Origin of the sequence: Onishia niordana (genome assembly GCF_004798965.1) — a bacterium.
Lineage (GTDB): Bacteria > Pseudomonadota > Gammaproteobacteria > Pseudomonadales > Halomonadaceae > Onishia > Onishia niordana.
Genome location: NZ_SDSD01000008.1, coordinates 98221 through 113335 on the forward strand (window position 1 = coordinate 98221; position 15115 = coordinate 113335).

General features: G+C 63.4%; 16 protein-coding genes. 10 read left to right on the forward strand and 6 right to left on the reverse strand.

Translation table 11 applies throughout. The annotated features are described in order from the left end of the window. Positions 1–5: 5 nt before the first annotated feature. The 4 genes from ETC27_RS14340 (at position 6) to ETC27_RS14355 (ending at position 3428) form a co-directional block, all read left to right on the forward strand. Positions 6–710, forward strand: coding sequence for a tetratricopeptide repeat protein (locus ETC27_RS14340; RefSeq protein ID WP_205742745.1), 705 nt, complete (start codon positions 6–8; stop codon positions 708–710). A 115-nt stretch (positions 711–825) separates the two neighbouring features. Next, complete coding sequence (locus ETC27_RS14345) at positions 826–1515, forward strand: response regulator (protein WP_136255696.1); 690 nt, start codon at positions 826–828, stop codon at positions 1513–1515. Continuing rightward, positions 1512–2954, forward strand: coding sequence for an ATP-binding protein (locus ETC27_RS14350; protein ID WP_136255697.1), 1443 nt, complete (start codon positions 1512–1514; stop codon positions 2952–2954). The genes ETC27_RS14345 and ETC27_RS14350 overlap by 4 nt, the downstream gene beginning before the upstream one ends. A gap of 168 nt (positions 2955–3122) precedes the next feature. Next, positions 3123–3428, forward strand: a complete 306-nt coding sequence (locus tag ETC27_RS14355) for a hypothetical protein (RefSeq protein ID WP_136255698.1) — start codon at positions 3123–3125, stop codon at positions 3426–3428. Positions 3429–3602: 174 nt separating this feature from the next. Here ETC27_RS14355 and ETC27_RS14360 read toward each other — a convergent pair whose 3' ends face one another. Beyond that, positions 3603–4619 carry a D-alanyl-D-alanine carboxypeptidase family protein gene (locus tag ETC27_RS14360; protein ID WP_306462171.1) on the reverse strand — a complete coding sequence of 339 codons (1017 nt, stop codon included), beginning with the start codon at positions 4617–4619 and terminating at the stop codon, positions 3603–3605. A gap of 303 nt (positions 4620–4922) precedes the next feature. On the opposite strand from ETC27_RS14360, the gene ETC27_RS14365 reads away from it, so the two are divergent. Continuing rightward, complete coding sequence (locus tag ETC27_RS14365; protein WP_136255700.1) at positions 4923–5138, forward strand: DUF2061 domain-containing protein; 216 nt, start codon at positions 4923–4925, stop codon at positions 5136–5138. Between the two features lie 210 nt (positions 5139–5348). Here ETC27_RS14365 and ETC27_RS14370 read toward each other — a convergent pair whose 3' ends face one another. Beyond that, positions 5349–7040: a methyl-accepting chemotaxis protein gene (locus ETC27_RS14370; protein ID WP_136255701.1), complete on the reverse strand. Its 1692-nt coding sequence runs from the start codon at positions 7038–7040 to the stop codon at positions 5349–5351. Between the two features lie 445 nt (positions 7041–7485). Here ETC27_RS14370 and ETC27_RS14375 point away from each other — a divergent pair, with 445 nt between their 5' ends. After that, positions 7486–8094 carry a hypothetical protein gene (locus ETC27_RS14375; RefSeq protein WP_136255702.1) on the forward strand — a complete coding sequence of 203 codons (609 nt, stop codon included), beginning with the start codon at positions 7486–7488 and terminating at the stop codon, positions 8092–8094. A 64-nt stretch (positions 8095–8158) separates the two neighbouring features. On the opposite strand, the gene ETC27_RS14380 is transcribed toward ETC27_RS14375, so the two are convergent. From ETC27_RS14380 to ETC27_RS14395, 4 genes are all read right to left on the reverse strand, one after another. Further along, positions 8159–8776 (reverse strand): TPM domain-containing protein, encoded by a 618-nt coding sequence (locus ETC27_RS14380; protein WP_136255703.1) that lies wholly within the window; start codon positions 8774–8776, stop codon positions 8159–8161. A gap of 27 nt (positions 8777–8803) precedes the next feature. Continuing rightward, complete coding sequence (locus ETC27_RS14385) at positions 8804–9553, reverse strand: TPM domain-containing protein (protein WP_136255704.1); 750 nt, start codon at positions 9551–9553, stop codon at positions 8804–8806. Further along, complete coding sequence (locus tag ETC27_RS14390) at positions 9553–10170, reverse strand: LemA family protein (RefSeq protein ID WP_136255705.1); 618 nt, start codon at positions 10168–10170, stop codon at positions 9553–9555. Before ETC27_RS14390 ends, ETC27_RS14385 begins: the two co-directional genes overlap by 1 nt. 81 nt (positions 10171–10251) lie before the next feature. Then, positions 10252–10722 carry a PPC domain-containing protein gene (locus ETC27_RS14395; RefSeq protein WP_136255706.1) on the reverse strand — a complete coding sequence of 157 codons (471 nt, stop codon included), beginning with the start codon at positions 10720–10722 and terminating at the stop codon, positions 10252–10254. Positions 10723–10904: 182 nt separating this feature from the next. Between ETC27_RS14395 and ETC27_RS14400 the strand changes: the two genes are divergently transcribed. Genes ETC27_RS14400 through ETC27_RS14415 form a run of 4 tightly spaced genes read left to right on the forward strand, consistent with a single transcriptional unit; the run spans position 10905 to position 15024 of the window. Beyond that, a complete protein-coding gene (locus ETC27_RS14400; protein WP_136255707.1) occupies positions 10905–11813 on the forward strand; it encodes a beta-keto acid cleavage family enzyme in 909 nt (302 codons plus the stop codon). After that, positions 11810–12781 carry an L-carnitine dehydrogenase gene (locus ETC27_RS14405; RefSeq protein ID WP_136255708.1) on the forward strand — a complete coding sequence of 324 codons (972 nt, stop codon included), beginning with the start codon at positions 11810–11812 and terminating at the stop codon, positions 12779–12781. Before ETC27_RS14400 ends, ETC27_RS14405 begins: the two co-directional genes overlap by 4 nt. Beyond that, positions 12781–13248, forward strand: coding sequence for a thioesterase family protein (locus ETC27_RS14410; protein ID WP_136255709.1), 468 nt, complete (start codon positions 12781–12783; stop codon positions 13246–13248). The genes ETC27_RS14405 and ETC27_RS14410 overlap by 1 nt, the downstream gene beginning before the upstream one ends. 30 nt (positions 13249–13278) lie before the next feature. Continuing rightward, positions 13279–15024, forward strand: a complete 1746-nt coding sequence (locus tag ETC27_RS14415; protein WP_439331811.1) for a BCCT family transporter — start codon at positions 13279–13281, stop codon at positions 15022–15024. Positions 15025–15115 lie beyond the last annotated feature (91 nt).

The following is a 15115-nucleotide window of genomic DNA, read 5'->3' on the forward strand; positions in this document are numbered from 1 at the left end:
ACCCGATGATGAGCACCACAGCCAACGCTACTGCAACATTGCCAATTGACCGTCGCCGGCATAAACGCCGCTCGACCATCGCCCAGGCCTTATTGGCCGCTGTACTGATACTGGGTAGCCTCCCCGCCTTGGCCATGACGCCAGACGTCGAGGAAGCGGTGCATCATCTCCAGAAGCGCTGGGCCGAGATCCACTACCAATTGCCAGACAACGCCCAGGCCAAGGCGCTTGAAGCGCTGGAACAAGACGCCGAGGAATACCTCGCCCGTTACCCTGAGGCCGCCGAGCTACACATCTGGGCCGGCATCGTGCGCTCCACCGAGGCCGGTGCCAAGGGCGGGCTCGGTGCCCTGTCGCTGGTCAAGGCCGCCCGCGACGACCTGGAAACCGCCATCGACCTGGACCCAGCGGCCCTCGAGGGCTCGGCCTATACCAGTCTTGGTGCGCTGTATTACCAGGTGCCGGGCTGGCCGCTGGCCTTCGGCGACGATGACAAAGCCGAGTGGCATCTCCGCCAGGCGCAGAAGTTCAACCCGGACGGCATCGATAGCCTGTATTTCTGGGGCGACTATCTGCATCAGCAGGGCCGTGACGACGAGGCCCGCCAGGTGCTTCACCAGGCACTCGACGCGCCACCGCGCCCCGGCCGCGAGCTCGCCGATCGCGGGCGTCGCGAGGAGATACAGGCATTGCTGGACCAGCTGCCGTAGACTGAAACCAGAGGCGAGTTGGCATCAGGCGCGGTCCACGGCAGACGAGGGCCGCGTCGTCATTGGCGGCCGGCGCGGTCCGCCGCCCCATTCACACGATCTACAGGGAGCAGGCATGCGAGTACTGCTGGTCGAGGACGACCCCAGCCTGGCATCGGGCATCCGCCTGGCGCTTAAATCCGAACACTATACCGTCGATGTGCTGGGCGATGGCCGCTCAGCCCTGGATACGCTCAACGACGGTGAACCCTTCGATGTAGTGATTCTCGATCTGGGCCTGCCCAAACTCGACGGCATGAGCCTGCTCAAGCAGTTGCGCGGACGCGACAACTCAGTCCCGGTGCTCGTCCTGACCGCACGCGATGGCATTGAGGACCGCATCAATGGCCTGGATGCCGGCGCCGATGACTATCTGGTCAAGCCCTTCGAAGTCGCCGAGCTCAAGGCCCGCCTGCGCGCGCTGCTCAGGCGCAGTCACGGCCAGGTGCACAGCGCGCTAGAGCTTAACGGCATCCGCCTGGATGCCGCCGAACACCAGGTCAGCTACCACGGTGAGCCGGTCAGCCTATCGCGCCGCGAGTTCACGTTGCTGCATGAGTTTCTGAGTCATCCGGGGCGCGTCTTTACCCGCGACACCCTGGCCAGCCTGGTCTATGGCTGGGACGAGGACGTGGAGAGCAATGCCATCGAGGTCCATATACACCACCTGCGCCGCAAGCTGTTTCCGGGGGTGATCCGCACCGTACGCGGCATCGGTTACGTGCTCGACAAGCCAAACGGGCGCACTGGTGACAACGCCTCATGACCTCGATCCGCCGTCGGACTCTCAGCCTGGTGCTGCTGGTATTCGCCGCCAGCATGCTGGTGATCGGCACGACCAGCTATCGAGATGCCACTCACGAGGTCGAAGAGCTGTTCGATGCCCGCTTGGCGCAGAATGCGCGACTGATCCAGGGCCTGATGCAGGCACCGCTGGCACAGGAGCAGCGAGCCGGCCTGCTTTCGAGCCTGGATCACGCCCTGGCACGGGCCGACAACGCCGACATGAGCGTTGCCGGGCATCGCTACGAGAGCAAGCTGGTGTTTCAGGTCTGGCAGCATGACCGGCTGTTGCTGCGCTCGGCACGCGCACCAGAAACGCCGCTGAAGGTCAGCCGCGATGGCTATGAAAGCGCCAAGTTCGGTAACTTCGAGTGGCGAATCTTTGCCCTCACGGCCCCCGACGACTCCACGTCACCGGGGCTCAGAGTGGTCGTGGCAGAACGCGAGGATGTCCGCGGCGAACTGGTCACGTTGATTGCCCTGCGCACGCTGATTCCTGACCTCATCGGCCTACCGGTGCTGGCCCTGCTGCTATGGTGGGCCATCGGCTGGGGGCTCAAGCCACTGTCGCGCATGGCACAGCAGATCCGGGAGCGCGACCCGCACAATCTTCAACCCTTGATGCTGGCGCCCTTGCCCCGTGAACTGGACACCATCGTCGGTGCGCTGAACCGACTGCTAGAACAGATTCGCAGCCTGCGTACCCGCGAGAAGCGCTTTATCGCCGATGCCGCTCATGAGCTACGCACCCCCCTGGCGGTCCTCGACCTGCATGCCCAGAACGCCCGCGACAGCACGCAGCCCGACGACCGCCGGGAGTCACTGGATCGGCTGCAGGCTGGGGTCGAACGGGCGACCCGGCTGGTCTCGCAACTCTTGATGCTAGCGCGTATCGACCCGGACCAGGATGCCGATCATCCGCGCCAGCAAGTCGACCTGCTCAGCGAGACTCGCGAGGCGCTGGCCAAGTTATCGCCGCTGGCCGGTGAAGCGGCCATCGAGCTTCAATTAGATGCCGATGAAACGCTCGACTGGCAGCTCGTGACCGAGCCAGGCTGCGTCGACACCCTGGTCCAGAACCTGGTCGGCAATGCCCTGCATCATGCCCCGGCAGGCACCTGCGTTCGGGTGACGCTATGTGACGATAGGCAGAAAGCCCCGCCCTCAGGTTATGGCACAGGCATCACCACTGCATCGTCGTCTTTCACTCTGCTTGTCGACGACCAGGGACCCGGCGTTCCGGCTGGCGAACGTCGTCGAGTGATCGAACGCTTCCACCGTGCCGGTCCCAGCGCAGGAGCGGGATTGGGGCTTTCCATCGTCGATCGTCTGGTACAACGCCACGGCGGTGAGATGACCCTGGAAGATGCGCCAGGTGGCGGGCTGAGAGTGAGGATTACCCTGGCACAGCAGGCGATCTAGCTATGTAGCTATGTAGCTAACAACGTATCTCGCAACGTACCTAACAACGAACCTAGCAACGTAAGGCGCTTCGTTAACATAAGGTTGTCTTAAGATCGTCGCTTTAGTCTGAGACCCTGTCAGGGATTTAGACCTTTTCATCGATCACCACCACCGTAAGGGTGCCTTATGTCCACGCATGCCATCTCCAACAACCATCGCTGGCCACTCGCACACCAACTCGATCTCTCCTTGCCCACCCCCATCGGCCTGGGACTGGCTTGCCTGGTCTTGTTGATCGCCGTGCCCTATCAAGGCGTGGTCGCCTTCGACCCCTCGCTGATCGCCCTGCTGGGAGTCGGCACCGCAATGATCTGTCGTGAGGTCCGCCACAGAGGCCCTCTTTGCCCCTTTTGCCCAATCTTTGCCGAAGAGCTACTTCAGCTGACGCTCGCAAGCCTTGGCACCCTGGTGGTGCTATCCCTGCTGGCCTAACCCCTTGACCTCTCCCACCATCGACCAGACGACCTGCCAGGGCCCAACCAGCAGGCAACCAAAAACCCCGCCGTGTTTGCACACGGCGGGGTTTTTTAGATGATGCCCTTAAAACAATCAGGCGCTGAATACACTCGACATAAATACACTCGACATAAATACACTCAGCATCCGTTACCGATCGGAGACTCTCAACGACCAGGTGCCACCATCACCCTGAGCGTTACGCTCCATGATGGCGCGAATCGGGTCCATCGTATTGGAGGCCAGGCGAAGGTTCGGCTCGGCATCCACCGAGGCCATCAGCGCCGGCGTGTCGACGCCCGGCGAATCGGCACGGAGCGGATCAACGTCAAGCGGTGGCAGCGAGGCGATGGCGCCTGAAATGTCAGTATCCGCCAGCCAATCAGTACGTTCCTGCAGGCCAATGCGGGCAAAGCCACGATCCAGCAGATCGGCCATGTGGGCATCACGCGACCGGGAGGTGAATCCTCCCATCACCACAGCAATCAGGCGCTGCCCGTCGCGTACGGCGGAAGTGGCCACGTTGAAACCAGAGGCGCGGATAAAGCCAGTCTTGAGACCATCCGCTCCAGGATAGCTGCTCAACAACCGGTTGTGGCCGCGATGGCGCTTGCCGCGAAAGACGAACTCGGTGCGCGAGAATTCGCTGTAGTACTCCGGGAAATCGCGCATCAGCGCAACGGCCAGGGTTCCCATGTCACGGGCGGTAGTAACCTGGGAGTCATCGGGAAGCCCGGACGCATTGCGGAAGTACGTCGAGCGCATGCCCATTTCCCGCGCCTTTGCCGTCATCAGCTGGGCAAAGACGGCCTCACTGCCACCAAGCGCTTCCGCTACCACCACGGCCACATCGTTGGCCGAGCGCACCACCAGCGAAGGAATGACATCGCTCACCTGAATGGTGTCACCGGCACGCAGCCAAAGCTTCGATGCCGGCATTGAGGCCGCATGCGTGGATACGGGCAGGGAATCGTCCAGATCCAGGCGCCCCTGTTCGATCGCTTCAAACAGCAGGTAGAGCGTCATCATCTTGGTCAGCGAAGCCGGGTAACGACGCGACTCAACATTTTCGGCATAAACCACTTCGCCGGTCGCGGCGTCAGCGACCAGCCCCGCATAGCGGGGGTTATCGGCCTGAGCCACGCCACCCATAAGCATGAGCAACATGCCCATCATGATGCCAAAGGTGTAAGACACTGCTGAGCGTTCCGACCGCGACCGGGTAGAGGGCAGCATTGTTGTTATATCCCGCATCGTCGTTATCCCCTGAAGTTCCCTGTTGTAACAAACGCTTTGTTATGACCTTCAGTATGCCGATCATTGCCTGTCTGTCTACTGTTGCGCGCCCCTGATCGACGCTTTTTATAGCAACAGCCTATGGAGAGGATAATCCGAAACCCTTTTATTAATGAGAATCATTCTCTTAATATAACGGTATCGCCATCCGGCGCTCTTATCGGAGTCCTCGTAATGATCAAGACCGCCACCTTCGCCGTTGTTCACTTTTCCGTTGCTTTCACGGTGACCTACCTGCTCACCGGCAGCTGGGTACTGGGCGGCGTCATTGCCCTCACGGAGCCCGCCGTGAACACCGTCGCCTATTTCTTTCACGAGAAGGCCTGGGAATGGGTCAATCGTCGGCGAGAGCATGCGACACGACACCCTGCCGAAGGCTCGATGACATGACATCGCGCATACCAGATGCCGGTAACGGCTTTCACGCATTGAGCATTCGAGCGGTGCGATACGTCACGTTTCAACATGGCACCTGCCCAAGTCCTAAGCCAAGTGCGGCTCAAGGCGTACCGGCCCAATCAGTCTTGAATATGGCACGCATCAAAAAACGGCCACCCCAAGGCGGCCGTTTCATCATCTCGGTTCAAACGTGACCGGGTGTTAGAAGGCTTCCCACTCGGTCTCTGGCGTTTTCTGACGCCGGGTGTTGGCACTCGGCAAACGATGCGAAGCACTCAGCTCACGCTGCCGGCCCGCCAGGCTGGATGACGCCGGCAGGGCCCGGTCGCCTCGCTCGCGAGTGCTCTGATGGGCGGCCTCTCCTAGTTGAAAGGCCGACATCAGTTCCATCAACTTATGCGCACGCTGCTTGAGGTTGTCGGATGCCGATGCACTCTCTTGAACAAGTGTCGCATTCTGCTGGGTGACCTGGTCCATCTGCGTGACCGCTTCACCGGCTTGCTGCACGCCTTCGCTCTGCTCGGCGGTGGCACTGCTGATTTCTTCCATCAGACCGGTAACCCGCTTCACCGACGCCACGATTTCCTCGGTGGTCTTGCCGGCCTGCGTCGCCAGCACCGTGCCTTGCTCCACGCGTTCACGATTGGCAGAAATCAAGGTATTGATTTCCTTGGCCGCCGCCGCAGAGCGACTGGCCAGCTCGCGGACTTCCTGAGCGACCACGGCAAAGCCTCGGCCATGCTCGCCGGCACGCGCCGCCTCGACAGAGGCATTGAGCGCCAGAATATTCGTCTGGAAGGCGATACCGTCGATCATGGAAATGATCTCGGCCACTTGGTTGGAGCTACCGTCGATATCGCGCATAGTCTGCACCACTTTCGACACCACCTCGCCGCCATCCTCGGCGGTTTTTGAGGCGTTGGCGGCCTGCTTGCGCGCCTCCTGAGCGTTATCGGCGTTCTGCTTGACGGTGCTGCCCAGTTCTTCCATCGCCGAGGCGGTCTCGGCAAGGGAGCTCGCCTGCTGCTCGGTACGTGCCGACAGCTCGTTGTTGCCTTCGGCGATCTGCTCGCTGTTAGTGGCCACCGACTCGGCGGAATGGCGAACGTCCAGTACCGTTTTCTTCAACTGCTCTGCCATCGCCACCTGAGCGGCCATGATGCTGTTCTGGTGCTTGGGCTTGAGGGTAACGTTCTGGGTCAGGTCGCCACGTCCCACTGCCTGGGCAAAGGCCCTGACCTGGTAGGGCTCGGCGCCGAATTCACGAAGCAACAGGCTGGTCAGCAGCGTGGCCACCAGGCTACCGATCACCAGGGCCCCCAGGCACAGGGCAATCATGGTGATCTGGAAACTGTCAGCTATGCCACGTGCAACACTGGTTTCACTCTCATTGAGCTGTTCCTGCAGGGTGATGAACGCATTGATGGTGCCGAGCCAGGCAGTAAACGCCGGGGCCGCTTCATCGAGCAGGAGGCGCTCGGCAGCGGCGAAATCACCGGCCTGACGTTGCTCGAGGACCTCGTCGATCAGCGGTATGGCGGTGGCCTCGACACGCTGGATATCAGCCAGGCCTGTGCGTTCCTCGGCGGTGATGTCATCGCGCGAGGCGAACATGGCCTTCATCTCGGCCGACGCCTCGTGATAGTTGCCCTCTAACCGCGCAATATCTTCAAGCACCGGAGCCAGCTTGGCATCGTCATTGATCAGTACCGCATCGCGTACGGCAATGGCACGGTCGTGAACGCTACCCCGATAATCGATCGCATACTGCTGTTTAACGCTGTTCACGTCGTTGATCACGCTCATGCTGTCTTCAATCAGGCTGACCTCACGCACTCCCTCTGCGGTCAGAATGATGATCAACAATAGAACGCTTGCAAAGCCGGCGATCATGCGAGCACGAATGGTCGTTCCTCGGAGCCACGAAAAAATAGTGTTCAAAGCGCTGTTCCTGTCAGGCAAATCGGATAAGGCGCATGCACTGAGGACACACTCTGCCCCATCGCACGACCATCATGTACAAACTCTAATCAAAGTATAGTATTTGTACAACTAATACCGATCGCCAATAACATGATTCGCGCGTCAATCGCGCACAACTATCAACGAGATGTCGGCATAATGAGATTGAGCGTTAACCATCAGGCCGCCTTTATTCGCCAGGCGATATTTTTTATATGACTGTTTTTACATGACTGTTAAAGCGATGTTTTCAAAAACTTTTCCAGGGACTTCCAGAGCAAGAGGCTCCCTCCCACCCTACGGACTGCCGCGACGCAGGACGATGCCGTATGCTTAGCCGCACGATCGCGCGTGGATAAGATGAAGGGAGACAGGAATGACAGGAAGGAGGCTTGCCAGGCAGGCACTGATGCCCCTGACGCTGGTCACGGCAGCGTCGATCGCCGTGGTGCTGACGACCCGGCCAGCGATGGCGCTGATGTACAACCAGAAAGATGTTGAGCCAGCCGGTCACTGGCAGTCGATGATGCTTTCGCTGGGCGAAGAGCGCATCTACCGCGCCAGCAACCGCTACGATATGCCCGGCACCGCCTTTTCCGTGGACTTCGCCCCGCCCGAATGCCAGCCGCGCCTGGAGCTCAGGGTCGACATGGGCGAAATCGCGAGCCGCGACGAGACCGCGAGCGCCGAGGCTACCTTGCGCATTGATCGAGAAACGCCTCATGGCGGGCCAGCAACGCTTGCCAAGGAGCGCGGCGACAGCGGCGCCTATGTGAGCCTTACCATCGCCGCCCCGTATCGGCTGCTGCACGAGCTGAATGTCGGCGACACCCTGCGCCTTGAGATCGATGACGGCATCGAGCCCTGGTACCTGAGTTTCCAGCTGCCGGGGGCCGCCATTGCGCTCGACCGGGCAGCGCGACTATGCCATGAGGCGAGTACCGCCCCGGTCGATGAAGACCGCCCCACCGCCGACTACTTCTGAGCGTCAAGCGGAGGGGCGAGAGGCGTGATGAGGTGGGTGATGAGGTGGGTGACGCGAGCGGCGCCTAGTCGAGGACGACCAGACGATTGGGCAGCTCGTCGCGCGTATGGGTAGCGGGTACCTCGCGTTTGAGGTGCTCTCCGCATGACTCGATGCATTCCACGAAGCCGCGTCCCGTCTCACCCTGGCGCACGCGACGGGTGAAGTCGGCGACGATGCCCTGCCAAGTGTCATCGCCGAGCCGCTCGGAGATGCCTCGGTCGACCAGGATTTCCACGTAGCGCTCGGCCTCCGAAACGAAGATCAGCACCCCGGTGCCTGCTTCGGTGTGGTGCAGGTTCTGCTCCAGAAACTGGCGGCGGGCCAGGTTCGAGGCGCGCCAGTGGCGAACCGCGCGGGGAATGAGCCGGGTGGTAATGGCAGGGTGCCGGCACACCAGCGCCGCCACCACGAAGGTGGCCCACTGAATGAGCAGCAGGCTGGTGGCGTCCCACCAGCCCGGAAAATAGTTGATTGCACCGGGGACTACCAGGGCCAGGATGCCGGCCCACAGCAGCGGGATATAGGCGTAATCATCGGCCCGGGCGGCCAGCACGGTGACCAGTTCAGCATCGGTCTCGCGCTCGATACGCTGGATCGTCTCGGCCACCTCAAGCTGTTCGCTGTCGCTCAGTAACGCCATGGGGTATCTGTACTCGCTTGAAAGGATTTACCAGTCACCGGAGGCACCACCGCCCCCGAAACCACCACCACCGCCGCCGAAGCCTCCGCCACCGCCGAGACCTCCGCCGCCACCCTGGCCGCCCCGGCCTCCGAGCGCGGCACCAAGCAGCAGACCGCCCAGCAGTCCACGACCGCCGCGACCGCCACGCAGGAAGCCGGTCATGACCAGCAGCAGGATGAAGAACAGCACTGACTTCGGCCCGTCCGGCGCCTGCCTGCCCTCTGCCGAGGCGGTATCAGCGGTGGCGAGCGGGTCACCCCCCAGGACCTGGATCATCGCCTGGGTGCCTTCGCGGATACCGCGGGCGAACTCTCCTTCCCGGAAGGCCGGCGTGATCACCTGGGTGATGATCACTGAAGACTGCGCATCGGTCAGGCGCCCTTCGAGCCCATAGCCGACCTCGATGCGCACCTTGCGCTCCTCTCGGGCCACGATCAGCAGCGCGCCATTGTCCTCGCCCTCCTGGCCGATGCCCCAGTGACGCCCCAGCTGATAGCCGTACTCCTCGATGGTGCGCCCCTGCAGGTTGGGCAGCGTGACCACTACCACCTGCTCGGTGGTGTCCTGCTCGTGCGCCGCCAGCATCTCGGCGAGGTTCGTTTCATCAGCGCTATCAAGCATCTCGGCCTGATCGACGACACGACCACTGAGCTCCGGGAATTCAGGCTGCTGTGCCTGGACGCCCAGCGCCACGAGCAGCAGCAGGACGACGGGCAGTTGCCGGAAGAGTCGCATCAGAAGGACACCTCAGGCGCCTGATCGGCGTCGGTCGCCGTGGCCTCGAAGGTCTCGCGGATTTCCATCTCGCTGTACAGAACGCTGTGCCAGAGGCGCCCCGGGAAGGTGCGAATCTCGGTGTTGTAGCGCTCGACCGCGGCGATGAAGTCGCGACGTGCGACCGCGATACGATTCTCGGTGCCTTCAAGCTGGGACTGCAGCGCCAGGAAGTTCTGGTTGGACTTGAGATCCGGGTAGCGCTCCGAGACCGCCATCAGCCGGCTAAGTGCACTGGAGAGCTCACCCTGTGCCTGCTGGAACTGCTGCAGCTTCTCGGGGTTGTTGAGGATGCTCTCGTCGACCTGGATGGAGGTCGCCTTGGAGCGGGCTTCGATCACCGCAGTCAGCGTCTCCTGCTCTTGGCGGGCGTATCCCTTGACGGTCTCTACCAGATTGGGGATCAAGTCGGCTCGCCGCTGATACTGGTTTTCCACCTGCGACCAGGCTGACTTCACCTGCTCGTCATAGGTCGGCAGGTTATTCACGCCGCAGCCCGATAGCAGCATGGCCACGAGCAACAAGAAGGCCGCACGCCAGGCGATGCGGTAGGGGGTCACCCCGAGTGTGGCTTGCATGATTGGTACGCTTCCCCGTCTGGTTGGCCGATGTCTGCTCTCACGGTACACGGTGGCGGCCGGCGCGAGAAGTCGAGGCCCTTAGTGAGTGCCCTGCAAGGGTATCAGCGGCTCCATCTCGAGGTGAGTCGTATAGCGTCGATGAGCCTCGCAATCCGTCATGATCGTGCAGCCGCCGCCGTCACTGACCTTCAGGTACCAGCGCCCCACTGCCAGCACGCGGACCAGGCGGAAGTTCTCGCCTTCACCGCTGCGCCAGTCCCGCGCCACCACTTGTCCGTCGGCATTATAGAGCGTGGCGTTGGGGTCTAGCGTGAAGCCGCTGGCCGGCGTCTCGCTCTCGAGCCTCACCCGCGCCGGCACCGCAAGGCTGAACGCATAGACATCGACGCCCGGCCCCAACCAGCCGTCCTTCGGCTCACCGGGCACCAGTTCGATGGCCCGAGCTTCGCGCGAGACAGGCGTGGCGCAGCCCGCGAGCACGCCCATGAGCATCAGCCCCACAAGCGCGGGTACTGCGCGCCCTTGCCACCGCGCAAACGTCATACCCATCGCGCCCTCCTCTCGACTCAATTCGCTTCACCTCAGTCTAGTTGATCGTGCCTGGCCGCTCGCACTTGGCATGGGCGACCCAAAGGCTGTCGTCTTATGTCAATTAAATGACGGCTTATGCGCACTTTATCTATCAAACATCACCGAGACTAAGGCCATATTCCACAACGGAGCCGATGAGCATGAACCGTAATGTCATCATGACCTGCGCCATCACTGGCGCCGGCGACACCGCCAACAAGAACCCCAATGTCCCGGTCACCCCCAAGCAGATCGCCGACGACTGCATCGCCGCCGCCAAGGCCGGCGCCAGCGTCGCCCATATTCACGTCCGCGATCCCGAAACCGGCGGCATCAGCCACTCCACCGAGCACTTCCGTGAGGTGATGGAGCGCGTCCGCGAGGCGGATACCGACATCGTCATGAACATCACCGCCGGCGGCGGCGGCGACTGGATTCCCGACGCCACCGATCCGACCCGCGGCGGCCCGGGCACCGACATCCAGACCCCGGCCGAGCGTCACGCGCCGGTTGGCGAGCTGCTGCCGGAACTGTGCACCCTGGACTGCGGCAGCCTCAACTTCGGCGACATGGTCTACGTCAACACCGCCGACTGGCTGCGCGAGCATGCGCGCCTGGTGCAGGCCGCCGGCGTCAAGCCGGAGCTCGAGTGCTTCGACCTGGGCCACGTCTGGTTCGCCCGCCAGCTGCAGCAGGAAGGCCTGCTCGACGGCGACCCGCTGTTCCAGCTGTGCCTGGGCATTCCCTGGGGCGCCGAGGCAGATACCGAAACCATGCTGGCCATGCGCAACAAGCTGCCGGATACCGCCAACTGGGCGGCCTTCGGCATCGGCCGTCACCAGATGCCGATGGTCGCCCAAGCGATGCTGCTCGGCGGCCACGTCCGCGTCGGCCTGGAAGACAACCTCTATCTCAGCAAGGGCGTGCCGGCCACCAATGCAAGCCTGGTCGAGAAGGCTGCCGGCATCGTCGACAACCTCGGTGGGCGCGTCATGACCCCGGCCGAGACTCGCGCCCACCTCAAGCTGCGCGACCCCAAGACCGGTCAGATCGTGGGAGGTGAGGCATGAGCCAGCAACCTTCCACGAAGAAACTAGCCGTCATCGGCACCGGCGTGATCGGCAACGGCTGGATCGCCCGGGCACTCGCCAACGGCTGGGACGTGGTCGCCTTCGACCCGGCCCCGGACGCCGAGACCCGCACCCGCGCCTTCGTCGCCAATGCCTGGGCCTCACTTGAAAAGGACGGCCTGGCCGACGGCGCCTCACCGGAGCGCCTGCGCTTCGCGCCGAGCCTCGAGGAGGCCGTCGTCGGCGCCGACCTGATCCAGGAGAACGTGCCCGAGCGTCTGCCGCTCAAGCAGGAGATCCTGGCCGCCATCGACGCTGCCGCCGATGCGCAGGTGGTGATTGGCTCTTCTACCTCCGGCTTCAAACCGACCGATCTGCAGAAGGACTGCCAGAAGGCGCCCGGCCGCGTGATCGTCGCCCACCCCTTCAACCCCGTCTATCTGTTACCGCTGGTCGAGCTGGTCGGTGGCGAGCACACCACCGAGGCGCTGCTGGAAGGGGCCCGCGAGGACTATCAGCGCCTGGCCATGCGCCCGCTGATCGTGCGTCGCGAGATCGAGGGGCACATCGCCGACCGCCTGATGGAGGCGCTATGGCGCGAGGCCCTGCACCTGGTCAACGATGGCGTCGCCACCACCGAGGAGATCGACGCCGCCGTGGTCTACGGCTGTGGCCTGCGCTGGTCGCTGATGGGCACCTTCCTGACCTTCCACCTGGCCGGAGGCGAGCCGGGCATGCGCCACATGCTCGAGCAGTTCGGCCCGGCGCTGAAGCTGCCCTGGACCAAGCTCGAGGCCCCGGAGCTCACCGATGAGCTGATCGACAAGGTCGTGGAAGGCTGCGAGTTCCAGGCCGCCGGTCGCCCGGTCGCCGAGCTGGACCGTCGTCGCGACGACTTCCTGGTCGAGCTGCTGGCCCTGACCCGCAAGTACTGGCCGGAGGCCGAAGGCCTCGAGGGGCGCATCTGATGCGGCTGCTCAAGCTCACGGTGCCCCACGAATGGGTTGACTACAACGGCCACATGAACGACGCCGAGTACGCGCGCGCCTTCTCGCTGGGCGTCGAGGCGCTGATGGCCCACATCGGGCTGGATGCCGCGGGTCGCCAGGCCCACGACCTGACCGTCTACACCCTGGAGACCCACCTCTGCTATCGGGCCGAGGCGCACGAAGGCCAGACGCTCAGTGTCGAGGTGCTGCTGCTGGATCATGACGCCAAGCGCCAGCATGTGCTGTTCACGCTGACCGACGCCGAGGGCAACACCATCGCCACCAGTGAGCAGATGCTGATGGCGATGAGCATCAGTGGCGGTCGCCCGACCCCCTGCCCGGACGCGGTCGCCGAGCGCATCGCGGCGCTGCCGCAGCCGACCAGTGCAGAGGAATGGCCCAAGGCCGCCGGCCGCCGCATTGGCCTGCCGCCGGCCAAGCGCTGACGCTGCCTGCAGAGGAACCCAAACGTCAACATGCCGCCCGGCTCTCGTCGGGCGGTTTCGGGATCACCGGCCCGACGACCGGCTCAAGAGGATTACGCTATCGCTACTTCGACTCCCCCCTCACCCTCGCGCCGGGACAGCCATGAGGTCGAGACCTCGACCGACTATATGGTCACCGAGCTGTCCCAGGGCGGCTTCTTCCGCGGCATGCACAAGGGCATGACCATCACCGCCTCGCTGATGGTGCTGGCCTTCGTCCTGTTCACCGCCGTGATGCCCGATTTCGCCAGCGGCCTGTTCGGTACCACCCGCACCTGGATCGAGACCACCTTCAGCCGCTACTACCTGATCACCGTGGTGATACTGCTGGCGGTCTGCGGCTATGTCGTCATCAGCCGCCATGGCAGCGTGCGCCTGGGCCCCGACGACAGCCGCCCCGACTTCAGCAACTTCGCCTGGTTCTCGATGCTGTTCTCGGCCGGCATCGGCATCGGCATCCTGTTCTTCGGCGTCGCCGAGCCGGTCTTCTACTTCGACAATACCGGCGCCTTCGGCTACCCGAACAACCCCCACGCCGACATGGCCGGCGCCACCGCCATGAACCATGAGCGGGCCATCGACGCCCTGCGGGTATCGGTCTTCCACTGGGGCCTGCACGGCTGGGCGATCTACGTGATCGTCGGCATGTCGCTGGCCTACTTCGCCTACCGCAAGGGCCTGCCACTGGCGCTGCGCTCGGCGCTCTATCCCTTCATCGGCGAACGCATCTTCGGCCCCATCGGCCATACCGTGGATATCCTCGGCGTGCTCGGCTGCGTGTTCGGCGTCGCCACCTCGCTGGGGCTCGGCGTCAGCCAGATGGCCGTGGGCCTGGAGCGCCTGGTCGGCACCGACCCGGGGCTCAATACCCAGCTGGTGCTGATCGCCATGATCTCGCTGGTGTCGGTCCTCTCGGCAGTCTCCGGTGTCCAGCGGGGCATCAAGATCATCTCGGAGATGAACATCTGGATCTCGGTGGCCGTGGTCGGCACCTTCCTGATCGGTGGCCCGACCCTGTGGCTGGTGGGCGCCTTCGGCGAGACCGTGGTGGACTATGCCCTCAACTTCATCCCCATGGGCCTGTGGTTCGCGGAAGATGAAGGCACGGCGCAGTGGCAGCAGGGCTGGACCATTTTCTACTGGGGCTGGTGGCTGGCCTGGGCGCCGTTCGTCGGCATCTTCATCGCCCGCATCTCCCGCGGCCGCACCCTGCGCGAGTTCGTGCTCGGCGTGCTGCTGGTGCCGACGATGATCATCTTCGTCTGGCTGATCATCTTCGGCGGCAACGCCCTCCATCAGGAACTGACCGCTGCGGGCGGGCCGGGCAGTGCCGGCATCACCGAGCTGGTCAATGCCTGGAACCTGCCGGCCGCGCTGTTCGCCACCGCCGACGGCATTGCCGGCACCGGTACCTTCGGCTGGACGCTATCGGCGCTGATGGTCTTCCTGCTGATGAGCTGGTTCGTGACCTCCTCGGATTCCGGCACCCTGGTGCTGACCACCATCCTGTCGCTGGGCAACGAGGAACCGCCGAAGCGCTTCCGGATCTTCTGGGGCACGGCGATCGGCCTGGTGGCCGCCGTCTTGCTGGTGGCCGGGGGCCTCAAGGCGCTGCAGACCGCGCTGATCGCCGCGGCCCTGCCGCTGAGCGTGGTGATCCTGGTGATGACCGCCGGCGTGCTGGTCTCGTTGTTCCGGGAATCCCGTAAACGTCGACAGGCGGTCGAGGCGTCCTGACGCCTTAGTCGCCCCGGCCGAGGCGGCGACGCGGATGTCGTCGCCTCGGCCTTTCCTCCCCTCTGTGGCGTCGCCTCCCCATTGCGGTACA